The organism is Pseudomonas sp. MDT1-85, from assembly GCF_054898065.1.
On record NZ_CM142715.1, the window covers coordinates 3,325,072 to 3,343,198 of the forward strand.

15 protein-coding genes and 1 pseudogene are annotated in these 18,127 nt (G+C 58.7%); 9 read left to right on the forward strand and 7 right to left on the reverse strand.

Translation table 11 applies throughout. The features are described 5' to 3' along the window. Positions 1-91: 91 nt before the first annotated feature. The gene (locus ACYZT2_RS14910; protein WP_081501299.1) at positions 92-1,234 is read left to right on the forward strand and encodes a patatin-like phospholipase family protein; all 1,143 of its coding nucleotides are present in this window, start codon (positions 92-94) and stop codon (positions 1,232-1,234) included. 9 nt (positions 1,235-1,243) lie between these two features. Here the strand turns inward: ACYZT2_RS14910 and ACYZT2_RS14915 are convergent, their stop codons facing one another. Further along, on the reverse strand, positions 1,244-1,906 hold the full coding sequence (locus tag ACYZT2_RS14915; RefSeq protein ID WP_461965110.1) for an MliC family protein: 663 nt from the start codon (positions 1,904-1,906) through the stop codon (positions 1,244-1,246). Between the two features lie 86 nt (positions 1,907-1,992). Continuing rightward, positions 1,993-2,214, reverse strand: a complete 222-nt coding sequence (locus tag ACYZT2_RS14920) for a helix-turn-helix domain-containing protein (RefSeq protein ID WP_461973115.1) — start codon at positions 2,212-2,214, stop codon at positions 1,993-1,995. A 66-nt stretch (positions 2,215-2,280) separates the two neighbouring features. Here ACYZT2_RS14920 and ACYZT2_RS14925 point away from each other — a divergent pair, with 66 nt between their 5' ends. Both ACYZT2_RS14925 and ACYZT2_RS14930 read left to right on the forward strand, forming a co-directional pair. Then, complete coding sequence (locus tag ACYZT2_RS14925) at positions 2,281-3,030, forward strand: alpha/beta fold hydrolase (protein WP_461965112.1); 750 nt, start codon at positions 2,281-2,283, stop codon at positions 3,028-3,030. After that, positions 3,031-4,029, forward strand: a complete 999-nt coding sequence (locus tag ACYZT2_RS14930; protein WP_461965114.1) for an acyltransferase family protein — start codon at positions 3,031-3,033, stop codon at positions 4,027-4,029. It abuts the gene before it with no gap. 309 nt (positions 4,030-4,338) lie between these two features. On the opposite strand, the gene ACYZT2_RS14935 is transcribed toward ACYZT2_RS14930, so the two are convergent. Beyond that, complete coding sequence (locus tag ACYZT2_RS14935) at positions 4,339-9,171, reverse strand: M10 family metallopeptidase C-terminal domain-containing protein (protein WP_461965116.1); 4,833 nt, start codon at positions 9,169-9,171, stop codon at positions 4,339-4,341. 282 nt (positions 9,172-9,453) lie between these two features. Between ACYZT2_RS14935 and ACYZT2_RS14940 the strand changes: the two genes are divergently transcribed. Beyond that, positions 9,454-9,618, forward strand: coding sequence for a general stress protein (locus ACYZT2_RS14940; protein ID WP_253551918.1), 165 nt, complete (start codon positions 9,454-9,456; stop codon positions 9,616-9,618). 115 nt (positions 9,619-9,733) lie between these two features. Here ACYZT2_RS14940 and ACYZT2_RS14945 read toward each other — a convergent pair whose 3' ends face one another. Further along, complete coding sequence (locus ACYZT2_RS14945) at positions 9,734-9,994, reverse strand: hypothetical protein (protein WP_461965119.1); 261 nt, start codon at positions 9,992-9,994, stop codon at positions 9,734-9,736. 376 nt (positions 9,995-10,370) lie between these two features. On the opposite strand from ACYZT2_RS14945, the gene ACYZT2_RS14950 reads away from it, so the two are divergent. Next, positions 10,371-11,039, forward strand: a complete 669-nt coding sequence (locus ACYZT2_RS14950; protein ID WP_461965121.1) for a dTMP kinase — start codon at positions 10,371-10,373, stop codon at positions 11,037-11,039. Between the two features lie 36 nt (positions 11,040-11,075). Here ACYZT2_RS14950 and ACYZT2_RS14955 read toward each other — a convergent pair. From ACYZT2_RS14955 to ACYZT2_RS14965, 3 genes and pseudogenes are all read right to left on the reverse strand, one after another. After that, positions 11,076-11,232 (reverse strand): annotated as a pseudogene (locus tag ACYZT2_RS14955) (transposase); the annotation flags it as partial. Between the two features lie 139 nt (positions 11,233-11,371). Beyond that, on the reverse strand, positions 11,372-12,148 hold the full coding sequence (locus ACYZT2_RS14960; protein ID WP_461965123.1) for an enoyl-CoA hydratase: 777 nt from the start codon (positions 12,146-12,148) through the stop codon (positions 11,372-11,374). A 50-nt stretch (positions 12,149-12,198) separates the two neighbouring features. Next, entirely contained in the window at positions 12,199-12,669 is a 471-nt protein-coding gene (locus ACYZT2_RS14965; RefSeq protein ID WP_461965125.1) for a universal stress protein, read from the reverse strand. Between the two features lie 179 nt (positions 12,670-12,848). Between ACYZT2_RS14965 and ACYZT2_RS14970 the strand changes: the two genes are divergently transcribed. The 4 genes from ACYZT2_RS14970 to ACYZT2_RS14985 all read left to right on the forward strand — a co-directional run bounded on the left by ACYZT2_RS14970 (position 12,849) and on the right by ACYZT2_RS14985 (position 18,114). Beyond that, complete coding sequence (locus ACYZT2_RS14970; RefSeq protein WP_461965127.1) at positions 12,849-13,763, forward strand: LysR family transcriptional regulator; 915 nt, start codon at positions 12,849-12,851, stop codon at positions 13,761-13,763. Between the two features lie 262 nt (positions 13,764-14,025). Then, entirely contained in the window at positions 14,026-15,546 is a 1,521-nt protein-coding gene (locus ACYZT2_RS14975; RefSeq protein WP_461973117.1) for an MFS transporter, read from the forward strand. A 25-nt stretch (positions 15,547-15,571) separates the two neighbouring features. Next, positions 15,572-16,648, forward strand: a complete 1,077-nt coding sequence (locus ACYZT2_RS14980; RefSeq protein WP_461965129.1) for an HlyD family secretion protein — start codon at positions 15,572-15,574, stop codon at positions 16,646-16,648. Further along, complete coding sequence (locus ACYZT2_RS14985) at positions 16,645-18,114, forward strand: efflux transporter outer membrane subunit (protein ID WP_461965131.1); 1,470 nt, start codon at positions 16,645-16,647, stop codon at positions 18,112-18,114. Before ACYZT2_RS14980 ends, ACYZT2_RS14985 begins: the two co-directional genes overlap by 4 nt. The last annotated feature ends 13 nt before the right edge of the window (positions 18,115-18,127 follow it).

Here is an 18,127-nt window from a genome sequence, read left to right on the forward strand (position 1 = left end):
TCGAGTGTGCGTGACGGGCTCTGTCAATTGCAGGGCCGGAGGAGGCGTGTTGTAACCATTCCAGCTCAGACCTAGCGCCTCAACCCTGAACATGTTGCGCCAAGCGTGCCTGCAACGCCGTGATGCGGTGCCGCCAACGTTAACGGAAAAAGCGCTGATCCCGGGCATTCCAGATGCTCGCTACTGGCTGGATCAGGACCTGACTCCGTTCATTCGGGATGTGAGCCAGGCCAACCTTCGAGAGGCTGAGGCGCTCGCCAGCGCAGGGCTACCGAACGACATCCTGCCGCGGGCAAATATGCTGGCCGTTTCGGGCGGCGGCGACGCCGGCACATTCGCGGGGGGCATCATTGCGGGATGGACCCTGCATGGGACTCGACCTGTGTTCAAAGTTGTCACCGGCATTAGCGCTGGTGCCCTGGTCGCCCCGTTTGCCTACCTGGGGCCCCAGTACGACGATGTCATTGTGCGTATCTGCAATGCAGTCGGTCCAAAAGACATTTTCCATGCGCGCAATATGCTGACCCGTCTTACCAGCGATGGTATGGCGCACAGCAAGCCACTGTCGCGGCTCATTGCACAGCACGTCACTGCCGAGATTCTCGCGGCGATCGCGGCGGAATACGCCAAAGGACGGCTCCTGATGATCGGTACAACCGACCTTGATTCAGGGCGCCCGGTTACTTGGAACATGGGGGCTATTGCCTCCAGCCAGGCACCGGGAGCGCTCGAGCTGTTTCGCAACATCATGGTCGCGTCGATGAGTATTCCCGGTGCCGTCTCACCCGTCATGATTGATGTGGACGTTAACGGCCACCCGTTTCAGGAAATGCACGTGGACGGAGGTGTCCTTACGCAGGTGTTCCTTTACCCACCCGGCACCGTGATGGCGCTGAACCAGGTGCCCGGGGCGCGTTTGCGTCGTGAACGGCATTTCTATGTCATACGCAACGGCAAACTGGAACTGCAATGGTCCGGAACGAAGCGCCGAACCTTGAGCATCGGCGGTCGAGCCATCAGCGCATTGATCCAGACTCAGGGGATCAGCGATCTGGATCGAATTTACCGAATTGCCCAGCAGGATGGGGCGGACTTCAATCTGGCGTACATCGGCTCCGACTTCCGCATTTCTCGCCTCCATAAATTCGATGGCGAGTACATGAAGCGCTTGTTCAAATACGCCTTTGAACTCAGTGCCAAAGGCTATCCGTGGCATAAATCACCGAGTACGTGAGAGATCGTCTCAGCTGACAGGCTCGACCGTACAACTCATTTCCCCTGAGCCTGGCTTCTGGAAAAGCACCACGTTGCCGTCTTGCCAGAAGCTGTAGCTCCCCTGAGAGTCCTTGCCCGTGTATTGGGTTCCCGAATCATTCAGCACCTGACTCAGGGTGATCGCGCTGTTCGCCCATTTCAGGTACACGACGCCGGGCTGGGTGTTAAAGAAGGTGGCGGCAATCAGCGCGTTAAACCCTGTACACCGAAACGCCAAAGGGCCTTCGGTGAGTCTGTCTGGATCCTTGGTTCTCGCAATTGTCGAGCCTTGGCGTAGCTGGTGCGCGCGCTCGGTATAACTTCGGATCGTGCATGCCTTGGCCTCAGACGTGGAGGCACACTGATTGCGGGCGTCGATCCAGAACTGCTGGTCGATCATGACTTTGTCTGGACGCGGCACTGAATGTTCATCCGTGAGCGCCAGGCGATAAAGACGCGTCAGTTCGATATCCATCTGCGTCAGTTGTGGATCGCGACAGATAAGCTTTTCGATGGACGCCCTTGCCGTGGCGCAGTCGAAGCTGGTCTGGATGATTGGCGTAGCGGGCGCCGCATTTACACAGGTGCTCGCCGCCGCGCAAACGCTGGCAGCGAGCAGACGGGTGAGCGTTTTCATGTTGGGTTGATTCATTACCTGATACCCGGATTGCTGTGGGATCTATTGATCCATTGAACAGTCATTTGTTCGCATTGGGTGTATCGCAGTGTAAGGCTGTATTACAGATTGGATTGGCGCGTTCGCCAGGTTGATGGACTGCAATCGAAGTGCCGGCTGAACCAGCGGGAGAAGGCGCTAAGTTCGGAAAACCCCAGAACTCCGGCTATCTCACTCAAACGTTGATTGGAATGCGCCAGATGATCTGGATAGTGCTGCCCACGGGCCATTGCTCGGTGGAGCAAGTGGCGGCCAATCTGGGATAGGACAGGCGAACACTGCATCGGAAGCTGGCGCAGGAGGGTGAAACATTTTCCTCGCTGCTGGATCAAGTGCGTGCAGAACTCGCAATGCGTCACTTGGCGATCTGGAACTATTGGGTCAACAACTACCTGCTTGGCAATAAGCCGCCAGCATTCGACATTCTTGCATGGAACAACGACTCCACGCGTCTACCGGCAAAACTGCACGCCGACTACCTCGATCTGGCCCAGCACAATCCCTATAGAAACCCGGGGGCATTGCTGATCGTAGGAGAGCCGATTGACATGGACAAGGTCAAGGTCGGTGCCTATGTGATCGCCGGCACCACCGACCACATCACACCCTGGCAGGGCTGCTACGGTACCGCCCGACTGTTCGGCGAAGACAGTACCTTCGTCCTCTCCAATGCCGGCCATCTACAGAGCCTGATCAATCCGCCGGGCAATCCGAAGTCGTATTTCTACGCTGGCGCTGTGACTGCCACAGATCCAGAAAGCTGCTGCAAGACGCAGGCGAGAGCCACACCGGCAGTTGGTGGCCGCATTGGCGGCAGTGGATTCGGCAACGGTCGGGAGCTAGCCAGCCAGCACCGCGTAAGCTCGGCTCCCGCAAATATCCGCCTTTGTATGCTGCCCCGGGGCATTACGTATTGGAACGTTGAGATTATCCGGCGCTTGACCGGCGCCGCGGGCAACTGCTGGTCAAGCGCATCCAGAAGCTGGATCGACGCGCAATTGGCTCACTCATTCGTATTCAGCTACGGCGAAAAAGCCTGTTCTCCGGGCGCAAAGCATCGTAGTTTACGCGCCATAACTACAAGGACGTTTGGGGTGTAAGTGGGAGCTTATCGTCTGCTGTTGGCCGTTTTGGTGGCCGTTTCTCATATGGGCAAGACGTTCGCTGGGCTAAACCCCGGCGTGGTTGCCGTGATTTCCTTCCTGATCATCAGCGGGTTCGTGATGACCTCGCTCATCGAGCGCAACTACAAGGCACCGGAGAAAGTCGGCCTGTTCTACATGGATAGAGCCTTGAGGCTTTACCCCCAGTTCCTGTTCTACTTCGTCGTCTCCTGCGCGGTGATCTATTTCCTCCTGCCCGGCACGCCACAAGCCGCCGAGCTGACGCTCAGGAACATCGCCGCGAGCCTTCCTATCGTGCCCCTTGGCTTCTACATGTTCGGGGCCGCCGGAGCAGAGATCTTGCCGCCGGCCTGGTCGCTGGGGCTTGAAATGTGTTTCTACCTGGTAATCCCTTTCCTGATCATCTACAGGGCTCGGGGCATTGCGTTCGCACTGTCTGTCGCTGTTTTTATGGCCGCGTGCCTTGGCTACATCAACGCCGACCTGTACGGCTACCGGCTATTGCCGGGCGTCCTGTTCATGTTCCTGTGCGGCAGCTACCTGTACAAACCACAGGCGAGGGGTCTAGCGATCGCCGCTGGCGCCGCCGTAGTTGCGGCGCTGATGTTCGCGGCGATCATGGCGGGTTTGATTGAGCGCCGGCCGTTCAATGCCGAAGTGACCGCCGGCATAGCGTTGGGCATGCCCGCTGTGTACCTGCTGACGAAACTCAAGTTTCACCGGGTTGATGAATTCCTTGGGAACATCAGCTACGGCGTGTTTTTGAATCACTTTGTGGTGATGTACTTTCTGCGCGCCTTCTGGCCGGTTGCCTATGATGGGCACATCGTTGCAACAGTGTTGGCCCTGTCGCTTCTGTTGAGCGGCGTTTCGTACTACTACGTTGAGCGGCCGGCCCTGAAACTTCGTCATGCGCTTCGGGCCGCCGTGAAGTATGGCGTAGGTCAACCGCGGGGTGGCGAAACAGCCGCTTAGTGGGTGTGGTGGTTAGAGTTGCCGCCCGCGTCCATGACGGTTCCGCCCGTGTTGACGTTGCCGATCAGTTCCAGATTGCCGCCTACCGTTGCCGGTCGCCGTTACGTCCGGGGAATCCAGGGTTACTGAGGGCGCTTTTCACCCCTTGGGGCTAAACAAGCAGGGTGACAACCAGGTTCAAAATTGACACCTATCACGTGGTGAGGGAGCAACATTTCTCTATACCCGACATTGTCCGTGTTGGTCTTTGATCTTTCGGGCACTGCAAATCCCCTGGGAGCGGGCAAGCCCGCTCCCACAGCATGTGGCTTAACCCAAGGCTGTGAAATCGCTGGCGTGCAGCTCCTGGACGCCCACCAATTGGATTTCGAACTCGGGGGAGGCCCCGGCGTTGACACTGCCGTAGAGAATGCCATCGGCAAAGCGCAGTTGGCCGGTGGCGTCGGCAGGGTCGAAGGCGTTGCTGCCGATGAAGGTGAAGGCATCGACAGCGGTGGTCAGCGGTTTGGCGTCCAGGCCGGTGAAATCCAGAAGATCGCCCTCGGTGCTCTTGAAGCCGTTGATCACATCGCGCAAAGCCCCGACACTCATGTCCGATAGCGCACCCAACGCGTAGGTATCCGCGCCAGTGCCAGCAGTGAGGTTGTCGGTGCCAGCACCGCCGATCAACCGGTCATTGCCCGAACCGCCCACTAGCGTATCGTTGCCCGCACCACCGTTCAGAACATTCGCGGCGCTGTTGCCCGACAGACTGTCGGCGTAGGCGCTTCCCGTCAGGTTTTCGCAGAACTTCAAGGTGTCGAGCCCGGAACCCACGGTGTTTTGTTGCGCTGACGTCGAGAGGTTTACGGTAACGCCGGACAGGGCGCGTTCATAGGACACCGTGTCAATGCCATCGCGCCCGTCCAGCACGTTGTTGCCGGCTCCGGCGAACAGCGTGTTGTCCAGCGCATTGCCCGTGCCATTGGCGGCGCCCGTGCTATCGACATACAGACGCTCAACGTTATTGCCGAGGGTATAGGCCGCCAGGCTGCTGTGCACACTGTCGACCCCTCCAAGCACCGCAGTGCTGTTGGTCTCGATCACGGTGTCATCGGCGTTGTCGACATAGTAGGTGTCGTTGCCATCGCCACCGCTCATGCTGTCGGCCTCTGCGGCACCATCGAGCACGTTATTGGCGGCATTGCCGGTGATGAAGTTCTGCCGCTCATTGCCGGTGCCGTTGATGGCCGACACGCCGGTGAGCACCAGGTTCTCGAGGTTGGCGCCCAGGGTCCAGCTGACCGAGGCCTGCACCGTATCGATCTGCGAGGTCGAGGTGTTGGTTTCCACCACGCGGTCTGACGCGTTATCGACCACATAGACGTCGTTGCCATTGCCACCGGTCATGGTGTCGGCGCCCAGGTTGCCATCCAGCGTGTCGTTGCCCGAACTGCCCACCAGGGTATCCGCCTGGTCGGTGCCGGAAATCATGTTCTGCGCGTTGTCGAAAATGTCCTGCACGCTGTTGTTGTCGTTGGGGTTGCCTTGGAGGCCAAGGTCATTGGCAATGTAGTCGGCCAGGCGCTGGCCGACGATCTCCGCCGACTCCTCGTGCAGGTGCCAGACGTCGTTGGGATACGCCAGCGGATCGACTTCGTAGCGCAAGGGGAGGTCGGTGTAGTCCACCGCCAGCTTGACGTCGGCGCGCTCGGCGGCGATGGCTTCCTGGGCGGCGCGGACATAGCCAACCCCCTCGACGATGGAGGCAATCTTTTCTTCCGAATAACCACGGGCACGCGCCGCGTCCTGTTCGTAGTGACCGGTTTCCATCAAGTACACGCTGAAGTTGCCGAACTGGGCATGCAGGTAATCAAACACCTTCAGGGTCGCGGCCTTGTAGGCCGCTGCTGCCGCAGCTTTGTCCGTGGCGCGGGCGATCTCCTGGGCGGCTTCCTCACCCTGGCCCCAAATGATGCCCAGGGTGACGTTATCGATGGATTGCAGTTCGGTGAGCTGGTCCCGCAGCAGCGTCACGGCGCGCAACAGCGCAGCCCCGGGTTGGTTGGTGTCGGTCAGCCACCAGCACAACTTGAGTTCCTCGGCGCTGAGAGTCGACAGGCCGGTGACCGTGCTGCCGCCCACCGCGATGTCGATGCCGTTGCCATTGGCATCAGTGAACTGGCTGCGCACGTCATAGGGGGTGTAGCGGTCCAGGTCGTTGACCAGCATCGAGGTGCCGGACTGATTGTCGTCCTCCGTCATGCGCAGCAAGCGCGCATTGGATTGGCCGAGGGTGGGCAGGTAGAGGATGTCCTGCTGGGCGCTCTCACCGAACACGAAGTCGCTGGCGGTCAGGGTGTTGAGGTAGTTGCCGCTGAGGGCGATTTCAAAACGATTGCCATCGGCATCCGCTTCGGCGGACTTGATGTAGGTCTTGTCGCCGGCCGCGTTGAGGGTGATGTACAACGTGCTATTACTGCCATCGCCGAGGCCGAGAAAGCCAAGGCCCGAAACATCGATCTTGTCGACGCCCACGGTAAAGTCATAAATCGTGTCGGTGGCCGTGATACCACCGGTGTCGTAGTCGCGGTAGCTGTCGAGTGCGTTGGTGTAGCGGAAGGTGTCGGCACCGTCGCCACCGTACAGCGAATCGCGTCCGGCGCCGCCGCCGACGATGTCCGCGCCGGTGCCGGCCTTGATTGTGTCGTTGCCACCGAGGCCGAGGATCAAGTCCGCACCCGCCGTGCCGTTGAGGGTTTCGGCATTGTTGGTGCCGGTGAGGGTGTTGGCGGGCGCATCGGCCACTAACAGGGCGAAGCTATCGCTGACCGACGCACCGGCCGGGTCCGTGGCTTTGACCAGCACGTTGTAATTGCCGGACGCGGTGCTGGTCGGCGTGCCGGTGAAGGTCAGGTTGGTGGCATTGAAGCTCAGCCACGCGGGCAGGGCGCTGCCATCGGCCAGGGTCGCGGTGTAGCTGAGGCTGTCATTATCCGGATCGGTGAAGCTGGTGGCCGGCACCGCATAGCTGAACGGGGTATTTTCGGTCGCGTTCTGATCCGTCAGGGGCGTGGCCAGCACCGGCGTCTGGTTGGTTGGTGACGACGTGGCGAAGACGAAGTTGGCGCTGGTCAGCTTGCCGAGGTAGTTGCCGTCCAGTGCCACTTCGAAGCGGTTGCCATTGGCGTCGGCGGTCAGGGACTTGATGTAAGTCTTGGTGCCGGCACTGTTGAGCACCACGTACACGGTATTGTTCTTGCCGTCCCCCAGGCTGGTGAAGCCCATGGCCGAGAGGTCGATCTTGTCGGCGGTGATATCGAAATCGGTGATCAGGTCGCCAAGATTGGCACCGCCGGTGTTGTAGTTGCGGTAACTGTCCAGGCGATTGGAAAACACGAACGTGTCCGCTCCGGCGCCACCGGTGAGAGTGTCCATTCCGGCACCACCGTCGAGCTTGTCGTCGCCCGCGCCACCACTGAGGCTGTCGTTGCCCGCCAGGCCGAGGAGGGTGTCGGCCGAATCGCTGCCCAACAGCGAGTCGCTGCCGCTGGTGCCGGTGATCACCCGATTAAAGATGAAGTTATTGGCCGTCAGGGCGCTGGTCAGGTTACCCGAGAGGATCAACTCGAAGCGATTGCCGCTGGCGTCGGCATCGTAATCCTTGATGTAGGTGCGGTCGCTGCTGGCGCTGTAGCTGACCTGCAGGGTGCCGCCACGGCCATTGCCCAAGCCGGTGAAACCGAGGCCGGCGAGGTCGATCTTGTCCTGGCTGACGTCAAAGTCGGTGATGATGTCATCGAAGCTTGTGGTTGTATTGCGGTAACTGTCGGACTGAGCGGCGAAACGGAACGTATCGGCGCCGGTACCGCCGGTGAGTTTGTCGATGCCTGCGCCACCCACCAGAATGTCGCCACCGGCCCCGCCATTAATGGTGTCGTTGCCGGCACCGCCGTAGAAAATCTCGCTGGCGGCGCTGCCCAGCAGGGTGTCGTTGCCAGCCGTACCTTGCACGGTGGTCATCGGCACCGTGGCGCTGACGTAGCTGCCGTCACCATAGATCAGCGTGGCACCCTTGCTGGTGTGGCTGATGGTGTTGCCAATAATGGCGTTGCGATCAGTGCCGTCTTCGTTGCGTTCGGCGACGCCGTAGGTCGACAGGTTGCTGCCGATAATGATGTTGCCCTGGATGGTGTTATCGCTGCCGTTGAAGTACTTGCCGGACACGCCCAGGGTGTCGTTGTACGACTGGATGATGATCTCCGGTACGGGGCTGCCCAGAGAATTGTTGGTGAGCGTGTTGTCGATGATCTCGACGTGATTGCTGCCGTAGATGCGTATCCCGGCGCTGGTGTTGTCGTGGATGTCGACGCCGCTGACCGTCACCTCACTGGACATTTTGATCAGCACCCCTTCGGCGCCGTTGCCATACACCTCGCCACCGGTGATGGTGATGTTGCTGGGGGAGGGGATGTCCTCGCTGCCGCGCTGCACCACGATGCCGTTGCCGCCGTTGTCGTAGGCAACGTTATTGGTGAGCGTGAAGTCGTGGGTGCTGGTAACGATGTTGAAGCCGTGCCGGTCGTTGTCGTAGGCGACGTTGTTTTCGAAGGTGCTGTTGCTGAGGAAGTCAGCCACGAAGCCGTCCAGGCCGTTGCCGTGGGACACGCTGTTCTTGATGACCATGTTGACGGTCTGCTCGTGGGGGTCGAAACCGTATCCGGAGCAATCCTTGATCTCGACGCTGTCGAGGGTGACGTTGGAGTCGTAGCCTGCTTCGCCGGGAATGTAGCCGTTGAACCAACCGTCGATCTTGCCCGTGGTGCTGTCACGGTTGCCGTCGATGGTGAGGTTGCTGACGCCGAAATCGTGGGTTTCCTCGCCATAGGCGGAGCGGATGACCCCGGTGATCTTGGTGTCGGAACCGTCAGCCACCTTGACCGTGGTTGCGCCCATGCCGTCGCCGTACAGGTAGACGTTGCTCTTGAGCATCAGGCAACCGTCGGAGGGTTCCTCACCTCCCGAAACGATATAAGTTCCGGTCGGCATATACACCTGCCCACCGCCTCCAGCGGCCGCCGCATCAATTGCACTTTGTATTGCCGCCGTGTCGTCAGTGATGCCATCTCCTTTGGCGCCAAAATTTTGCACATTGAAAATCATGAGCTTATCTCCGTATCTGGCGAAAACCTCGGTAGATGCCAATATTCCATCGACAGCCACCGTGTTATGACCCAACGGAGGGCAAAAGTTGTGACCGCATATCGGGGAAGTGTCAAAAAAACGGACTAACTGATTAGCGGTTGCGAGGCTTTTTGAGATATCTCGAAAAGGTAACGTTCTGTTGACGCTTGCTTAGGGGCGTCCGTTGGTCATGCCGGGGGGACGAAGCTTCAAGACGCAGTTCCAATGAAGGCGACTGTTTTTTCTTAAAGGAGATTAGACATGACCAAGCGACAAGAACCGCATCACGGCTTTTCCGACGACCCTCAAAAAGTTAAAGAGGCAGGGCGTAAAAGCGAACAAAACGCCAATGTGGCAACCGACAAAGCGGAGAAAGCTCGAATCGGCGGGCAGCATAGTCATGGGGGAACACGCGGAGAACGATGATATACCTGCTCGACCTGCTGATGCCTAAGTCACCAGGTCGCAGTCCCAGCCCGTCGCAAATGCAATGACCATTGCACACTCGATGGCTGATTGCAGACGCCCTGGAGATGGATTGTCATACATCGATCTGCAATTCCAAATCGCCGTTATCCAGTTTTCGCGTATGAGCGACTGTGCCGGTCAGGTGTTCTCTTGATGAAAGAAAAATGGTCAAGGAATGCGCTTTGTGTAGGTCATCTGGCACTGGGGATAGCACCTGTACCTGACAAGCGCCCGGCGTGATGGGCGTAATGACGACATTGCATTCAACGCTTTTCGCGATTGGGCCTAGTAGGGTGTCATGCATGTAATTCAAGCGTGCGGTGGTAGCGGTCATGGCGATGTCCTTGATACGTACAGGGATGAGAGCCTGAGTGTTGGCCCACCTATGCGCTAGACGGCACGTACGACATTGAGTTCAACGCTAAAGGCTGACGGTCTATTTCATGGCAATGGCTTGGCATGCGTGTCTTGGGGTATTCGATTGCGTTAGCCAAAAGCCTCGCCGGTTAGCGACCTATGGAAAATCATTCCCGTGTCATGAACACCACAAGCCCCCTGAGGAAGTTTGAAACCCGTCAGCCAGAAACCGGGTTAGAGTGTTCATCAATGTCTGCTCATAAGGGCCCTCCACTCGATTCGCGTAATCGCACCAAGCGGTTCGAGCGAACGAACAGGGCAAAAAAAACCGTATATCAATCGTTATGTGAAGAATGAATCGTCCGCTGTTTGTTTCTCTAGATGGGCCCAAGGGAGCCGGCAAAACCACACTGTTGGAGGCCGTTACGAAAGTATTGCGGGCAGACAACAAAAAGGTGATCCGACTTTGCGAGAAAAAAAGCGATCCCTATAGGGGTGAAACAATGACCCTCGTTAACAAACTCGTCAGAAATCCCACCCGGGATTTGGAGTTGGAGGTTTGTGAGCGCTTTGCTGATAGCCGTACCTGGATTTCCCACCACGTGCTGGCTAAACAGCCACCAGGCAGCATCATCTTGATCGATCGCTGGTACCCGTCTGATGCCGCGTTTCGGCGGATAGTCCCGTTTGCAGAGATTCTACAGTTGAATATTGATCGAAACGTGCGAGTGCCAGACCTGCATGTCGGGGTTGTCACCGCCCCTGAAGTTTCATGGGAGAGGGCAGCGGCACGACGGCGTGGGCTGAGCAGTACTGTGATCCATAAGCTGGAAGAACATGTCGCTTGTACCAAGGCGTTCGAGCGAGCGATTGCGGATCACGGCTGGGTTTTATGCCGTAATGAAGGAACGATCGAAGACGCAACGATGCAGGTGATTTCGGAGATCTATAGAGTCCTTCGATGCCCCATCATTGAGTTGGCTCAAACAGGGGGTCAGCCTACCCAAGGGTGGCCATCATGAAGCGCCTGCCAGTCATCCTGACTGAATATGAGCTAGGCGCTCCTTCTGAATCTGGTCAACGCCAGCGGCGTAATGCCGATTCGCCGACGCCGAGTGAACGGCTAGCTTCGATGTAACTGTAGTTTTGCTTGAGCACGAGGTCGGCAGCCTTGCGTTTGAATTCAGCAGAAAAGGAACGGCGTTGTTTGGTCATCTGACACCTTTATCTGGCGAGCATTCTCGCCTAAGGAAACTCTGAAAAAGACTTCCATCTCTGGTGAAATACCCAACTCAACCGTTCGATTCGTGTCAGCTGGGTATCTCTCCAGAGATAGAAGCCGTTCTCAGTTTCCCTAGCGGTGTTTGAATTGGGGCGGGCGTTTTTCGCTGAACGCATTCATGCCTTCTTTCTGATCTTCGATAGCGAAGGTCGAGTGGAATAGTCGGCGTTCAAAGCGCACGCCCTCTGCCAGACTGGTTTCGAAGGCGCGGTTTACCGCTTCCTTGGCCAGTAGTGTCACAGGGGTAGAATAACCGGCGATGAGCGACGCGCTCCTTAAGGCCTCATCGATGAGCGTCGCGGTGGGAACCAAGCGACTGACTAGACCACAGCGTTCCGCTTCGGCGGCATCCATGGTACGCCCGGTCAGAACCATATCCATGGCCTTGGATTTGCCGACAAACCTTGCCAGTCGTTGGCTACCACCGGCGCCGGGGATGGTACCGAGGGTGATCTCTGGCTGGCCGAAGCGGGCATTTTCCGCTGCGATAATGAAATCGCACATCATCGCCAGCTCGCAGCCTCCGCCCAGCGCATAGCCGGCAACCGCGGCGATACTCGGCTTGCGAAAGGTGCTCAGGCGTTCCCAGTCAAGGCTGACAAAGTCAGCCTTGTACACATCCATGTAGCTCCAATCCTTCATAAGCTTGATATCGGCACCGGCGGCGAAGGCCTTTTCATTGCCGGTAATCACCACTACGTGAGTTTCGTCATCTGTTTCCAGATGATCGAGCAGACGCGCCAATTCGGCATTCAGTCCGGCTGAAAGCGCATTCAGCACCTCGGGGCGGTTGAGGGTGATCATCGCCACATGGCCATGCTTTTCCAATAAAAGGTATTCCAGTTTCATATATCACCCGCGAGATTCAGGGCCTCGGTCAGAAGACCGCAAAAGGCTGCTCAATGCTGGGGCTGGCCTGGCGTGGGGCGGACATCGACCAGCACCGGGCAGCGGGCGACTTCGATGACTCGGGCGCTGACTGAAGGGTCGAAGATACGGTTGATCCGCGAAAGATGGCGGTGGCCGACGATGATCAAGTCGACCTTCAGCCGGTCGGCTTGCGAAACGATCGAAGAGGCCGGCTCTCCGTCAATGACCACGCCTTCTGCGTCAAGCCCGAGTGACCATAAATAGTCCAGCGCCTCTTGCATGGCGTTATTGGCTATATGTTGCTCGCTGCTGGCCGCGGGATATTCCTGCTCATCTGCAGGCTCGATGTGTCCATTTTCCGAAGGCAGGGTGTACGCACTGTCGACGGAAAGCAGGACGTAGAGTCGAGCGGCACCCAGCTTGGAATACTGTGCGGCCAGGTCCAGGACCGATCGGCTCTGGGGCGAACCATCAATAGCAACGAGTAAGGAGCGAAGCATGGCTGTTCCAACCGGGAGTTAACGGAAAGCAGGTATTCTTGGAAAATCGTACGTTTAGGTAAATGGTTCGTCGCGCACTTAATAGTTGCATACGGCGCAGGCTTCGCGCCCATTGGTGTTTGGTCAGAAACTGCTAGGATTGCGCCAGGATTAATTGATTTTCACAAGGAGTGTTTGTTGTGCATCTTCCAGATATGAATCTGCTGGTGGCCCTGGATGCGCTGCTGGACGAGGGCAGTGTGGTCGGTGCCGCCCGGCGCATGAGCTTGAGCCCCGCGGCCATGAGCCGGACCTTGACCCGGATACGTAGCGCAGTCGGTGACCCGATTCTGGTGCGCGCCGGGCGTGGCCTGGTGCCGACACCCAAGGCGCTGGCATTACGGGCTCAGGTGCGCAGCTTGGTCGAGCAAGCGGCGCAAGTGTTCCTTTCGGGTGACGAGGTCGATCTGACGACGCTGGAACGCTGCTACAACTTGCGGGCGAATGACGTATTTGTCGCGGCCTTTGGTGCGCAGCTGCTGGAAATCATGCGCGAAAAGGCCCCACGTACCGTGCTGCGCTTCGTGCCGGAAGGCGAGGGTGAGGATGACGCGTTGCGCGAAGGGCGGATCGATCTTTATATCAGTGCGACGCGCAATCTTGGGCCGGAAATCAAAGTCCAGAGCCTGTTCACCACGACCTTTGTCGGCCTGGCCCGGGTGGATCACCCAATCTTTCAGGAAGAAATCACTCCCAAACGTTTCGCCTCCTATGCGCAGGTCAGCGTGTCGCGACGCGGGCGTGCAACCGGGCCGATCGATACCGCTTTGGCCGGGATGGGCTTGCAGCGGCGTGTCGCGTTGATCACCCCTAGCTTTCACTCGGCGATGTTCGCCTTGCCCGATTCCGACCTGTTGCTGCCGCTGCCGGAGCATGTGTTGTGGAGCGTCTCGCGGCTGGGGTTGCCGTTGCGTTCGTTCCGTATCCCTATGGCGCTGGAGACGGTGGTGATCATGCAGGCCTGGCATCCACGCTTTGATAACGACTCGGCCCATCGCTGGCTGCGTCAGACGTTGAAAGAGAGCTGCGCCAAGTACTCCTCGCCACGGGTTTGAAGCAGCTTGCGCTTGCAGGATCGCCGCAAGCCCCTTCGGGCCGAGCACAACCCCGGCTTATCGCAGCCAGTGGATTGATACGTGCGCTGGGTGCAGCTTAAAGCTTCCCATATGTCAGTTTTCGGAACTATTGCGTCTTCATAAACTATCCAGGTAAATCCTTTACCTGGAGTCATGACGCAATGTGCCTTGTGTTGTTTTCTATCTTTCGGGGCGCTGGCCGACAGGTGAGCCCGTGAGTTCGCTCGCAGCCTCTGCTGTTATGGCCCCGGCGCTGGAGGTGGCGAAACCCGCACCGGCCGCTGCGCCAGTGTTTGGCCTGCGTATTGTGATCGGGCTGATCGGGGTGCTGATTGCCGTATTGGTGGCCGGTCTCAACGAGATGGTCACCAAAGTGGCCATGCCTGACATTCGTGGCGCGCTGTATATCGGTGCGGATGAAGGTACCTGGTTAATCGCCACTTACGCTGCCACCTCAGTCTCGGCCATGGCGTTTGCGCCCTGGTGTTCGGTCACCTTCTCCTTGCGTCGCTTCACTCTCAGCGCCATCGGTGCGTTTACCGTGCTTGGGATTCTCTGCCCGTTCGCTCCGAACCTCGAAAGCCTGATGGTGTTACGAACTTTGCAGGGGCTGGCCGGGGGCAGTCTGCCCCCGATGCTGATGACCGTCGCGCTGCGTTTCCTCCCGCCCGGCGTCAAGCTTTACGGGCTGGCAAGTTATGCGTTGACTGCCACCTTCGGCCCGAGCCTGGGGACTCCGTTGGCTGCGTTGTGGACCGAATACGTCGGTTGGCAATGGGCGTTCTGGCAGATCGTCCCACCCTGCTTGTTGGCGATGGTCGCGGTTGCATATGGCTTGCCGCAGGACCCGATGCGCTTTGAGCGTTTCAAACAGTTTGATTGGCGTGGCCTGTTGCTCGGTTTGCCGGCGATTTGTGCGCTGGTGATCGGTCTGTCCCAGGGCAATCGTCTGGACTGGTTCGAGTCCACGCTGATCTGCTGGCTGCTTGGCGGCGGTCTGGTGCTGTTGGTGTTGTTCTTTATTAATGAATGGTCGCACCCGCTGCCGTTCTTCAAATTGCAGATGCTGACCAACCTGAACCTGTCGCACTCGTTGCTAACCCTCGGCGGGGTACTGATCGTATTGCTGGCGGTGATCATCATCCCTTCCAGCTACCTGGCTCAGGTGCAGGGTTATCGCCCGGTACAAACTGCGCCGGTATTGCTGATGGTGGCCTTGCCACAGTTGCTGGCGTTACCGCTGGTGGCGGCCTTGTGCAACATCCGTCGGGTCGACTGCCGATGGGTTCTGGCAATCGGTCTTGGATTGCTGGCGCTGGCCTGTGCTGGCGGCACGCAAATCACTTCCGAGTGGATTCGTGACAACTTCTACATCTTGCAGCTGTTCCAGGTGTTTGGTCAGCCGATGGCGGTGATCCCGTTGCTGATGCTCGCTACCGGTGGCCTGGCGCCGCAAGACGGCCCGTTCGCTTCCGCCTGGTTCAACACCGTCAAAGGTTTTTCGGCGGTCCTTGCTACCGGCGTGCTGGAGGCGCTGACCACGGCGCGGCTGCATTTCCACTCAACCATGCTGGTCGATCGCCTGGGCAACTCGCCTCTGGCAGACAGCGATGCTGCGGGGCTTGCCCATCGCATCCACGAACAGGCGGTCGTACTGACGTCTTCGGACTTGTACTACTGCATGGTGCTGCTGGCACTGGCCTTGATTCTGTTGATCCCGTTGATGCCTTCCCGGATCTATCCACCTCGTGCGGTGGCATAGCGTTCCATTCAGAGAGAAAGTCGTTATGACTACGAGTAAAAATCAGAAAATTGCCTTGTACACGGTTGCCTTGGTTGCTCTTGGCGGGGTCATCTACCTGGCAGCGCCGCGCCTGTTTGGTTCCGGCTCGCTGCAAACCACTAACGATGCGTTTATCACGGCGGACTACACGTTGGTGGCGCCGAAGGTTTCGGGCTTTATTAGTCAGGTGCTGGTGGAGGACAACCAGCCGGTGAAGGCCGGTCAATTGCTGGTGGTAATCGATGATCGTGACTATCAGGCTGCGCTCCAGGCGGCCGAGGCACAGTCACTGGTTTCGCAGGCGCAGTTTCAAAACGCGAAGGCCACGCTGGAACGCCAGTCGTCATTGATCGCTCAGGCGCAGGCCATGGTGGCTGCCGACAAGGCTGAGCAAGCATTCGCGGAGCACGAACTGACGCGCTACAACCATCTCGCAGGCCAGGGCGCCGGCACCGTGCAAAATGCTCAGCAGGCCCGCAGCCGGGTGGATCAAGCCAGCGCCCGCTTGGCCAATTCGACCGCTGCCTTGGCCGCCTCGCGCAAGCAGGTGGATATCCTCAAGGCCCAGCTCGACAGTGCCGACGGAGGCCACAAACATGCGTTGGCATCCTTGGAACGGGCCCGTTTTGATCTGTCCTACACTCGTCTTGTGGCACCGATGGATGGTGTAGTCGGTGAACGTGCTGCGCGTGTCGGGGCCTATGTCAATCCAGGCGCGAAGATCATGGCGATTGTTCCTCTGGAGCGGGCCTATGTGGTTGGCAATTTCCAGGAAACCCAGTTGACGCATGTGCAGCCAGGGCAGCCAGTGAAGATCCGCGTCGACACCTTTAGTGGCGAGAGCCTCACCGGTCGGGTCGAAAGTATTGCGCCGGCGACCGGGGTGACCTTTGCTTCGGTCAAGCCGGACAATGCGACGGGCAACTTCACCAAAGTCGTGCAGCGGATACCGGTGAAGATTGCGCTGGATGCCGATCAACCGTTGGCGAACCGCTTGCGTGTGGGCATGTCGGTGGAAGCCAGTATCGAGACGCAGGACCCGCAGGGCAACGACGCACGTAAAGAGGTCACCCTTCGATGAGTCGGACTTTCCCTGTTCAGCCATTATTGTTGTCGAGCGTGTTGATGCTCTCGGCTTGCAGCGTCGGTCCGGACTTTCAGAAGCCTCAGGGGCCAGGCAACGCAAAGTGGTCCGTGCTGCAAGGCCAGGCTGCCGCCAGTCGCCCAGAGGCTTCGCCGGTTGAAGAACGCTGGTGGGACATCTTTCACGATACGCAGTTGTCTGCCCTGGCTCGCCGTGCTGTCACCAGCAGCCTCGATATAAAAATCGCCAGTGCTCGTCTGCAGCAGAGTCGAGCGGCGCGCCAGACCATCGCCGCCGATCAATATCCGAGCCTTGATGCCGGTGTCGGCTATGAGCGGGCACGCAACAGCAGCAAGGGCCTGAGTGACCCTTCGGGCAAGGGCGGCAAGTCTGCCTTCAATCTCTGGGAGGGCGATTTCACCGCTGCCTGGGAGCTAGACTTGTGGGGCCGGGTCAAACGCGAAGTGGAAGTGGCCGATGCATCGGTCGAGGTGGCTGAGAACGACCGGCGCATGGTCCTGCTGTCGATTCTGGCCGAGACCGCTCGCGATTACATTCAGCTGCGCGGCGTGCAGAGCACCCTCGCGGTCACTCGCGAGAACCTTGATGTTTCCCGGCACAGCCTGAAGCTGTCGCAGATGCGTTTGGCTGATGGCATCGCGACCAATCTGGATGTGGCTGAAGCCGCTGCGCAGGTCGCCGCAGTCGAAGCTCGCTTACCGTCGCTCGAACAGCGCCAGGCACAGTTGATCAATGCTTTGAGCCTGCTGTTGGCCGAGCCACCAAGAGCCTTGCAGGCCGAACTGGAACGACCGGCGCAAGTACCGCAAACCCCACAAAACTTCGCAATTGGCTTGCCGTTGGAGCTGGCCGAGCGTCGCCCGGATATTCGTCAGGCCGAAGCCCGTCTGCATGCCGCGACGGCTGGGATCGGAGTGGCCAAGGGTGATTTCTATCCGCGCATTCGTCTGTCCGGCAACGTTGGTTTCCAGTCGATGCAGCTATCGGATTTCGGATCCTGGGGCTCGCGCCAATTTGCTATCGGCCCACAGTTGAGCCTGCCGATTTTCGAGGGTGGACGTTTGCGTGGGATGCTCAAGTTGCGCGAGGCACAACAACAGGAAGCGGCGCTCGATTACCAACAAGTGGTGCTGCGGGCCTGGCATGAAATTGATGATGTGCTGACCTTGTACAACGCCAGCCAACTGCGACGTGACCGACTGGCCGAAGCGGTGCGGCAGAACCGGATTGCGCTGGAAACTGCGCAAAGCCAGTACGTCGAAGGGGCGGTGGATTTTCTCAACGTGCTGACGGTTCAGAGCGCCTTGTTGGCGAATCAGGAACAACTGGTGGAAAGCTCGACCACGGTCTCGTTGGCCATGGTTGGGCTATATAGATCACTAGGTGGCGGCTGGCAGTCGATTTATCCGCTGGCAACGGCTGATGCCGGTACCACTGATTGAGGCGCCAGGCTTT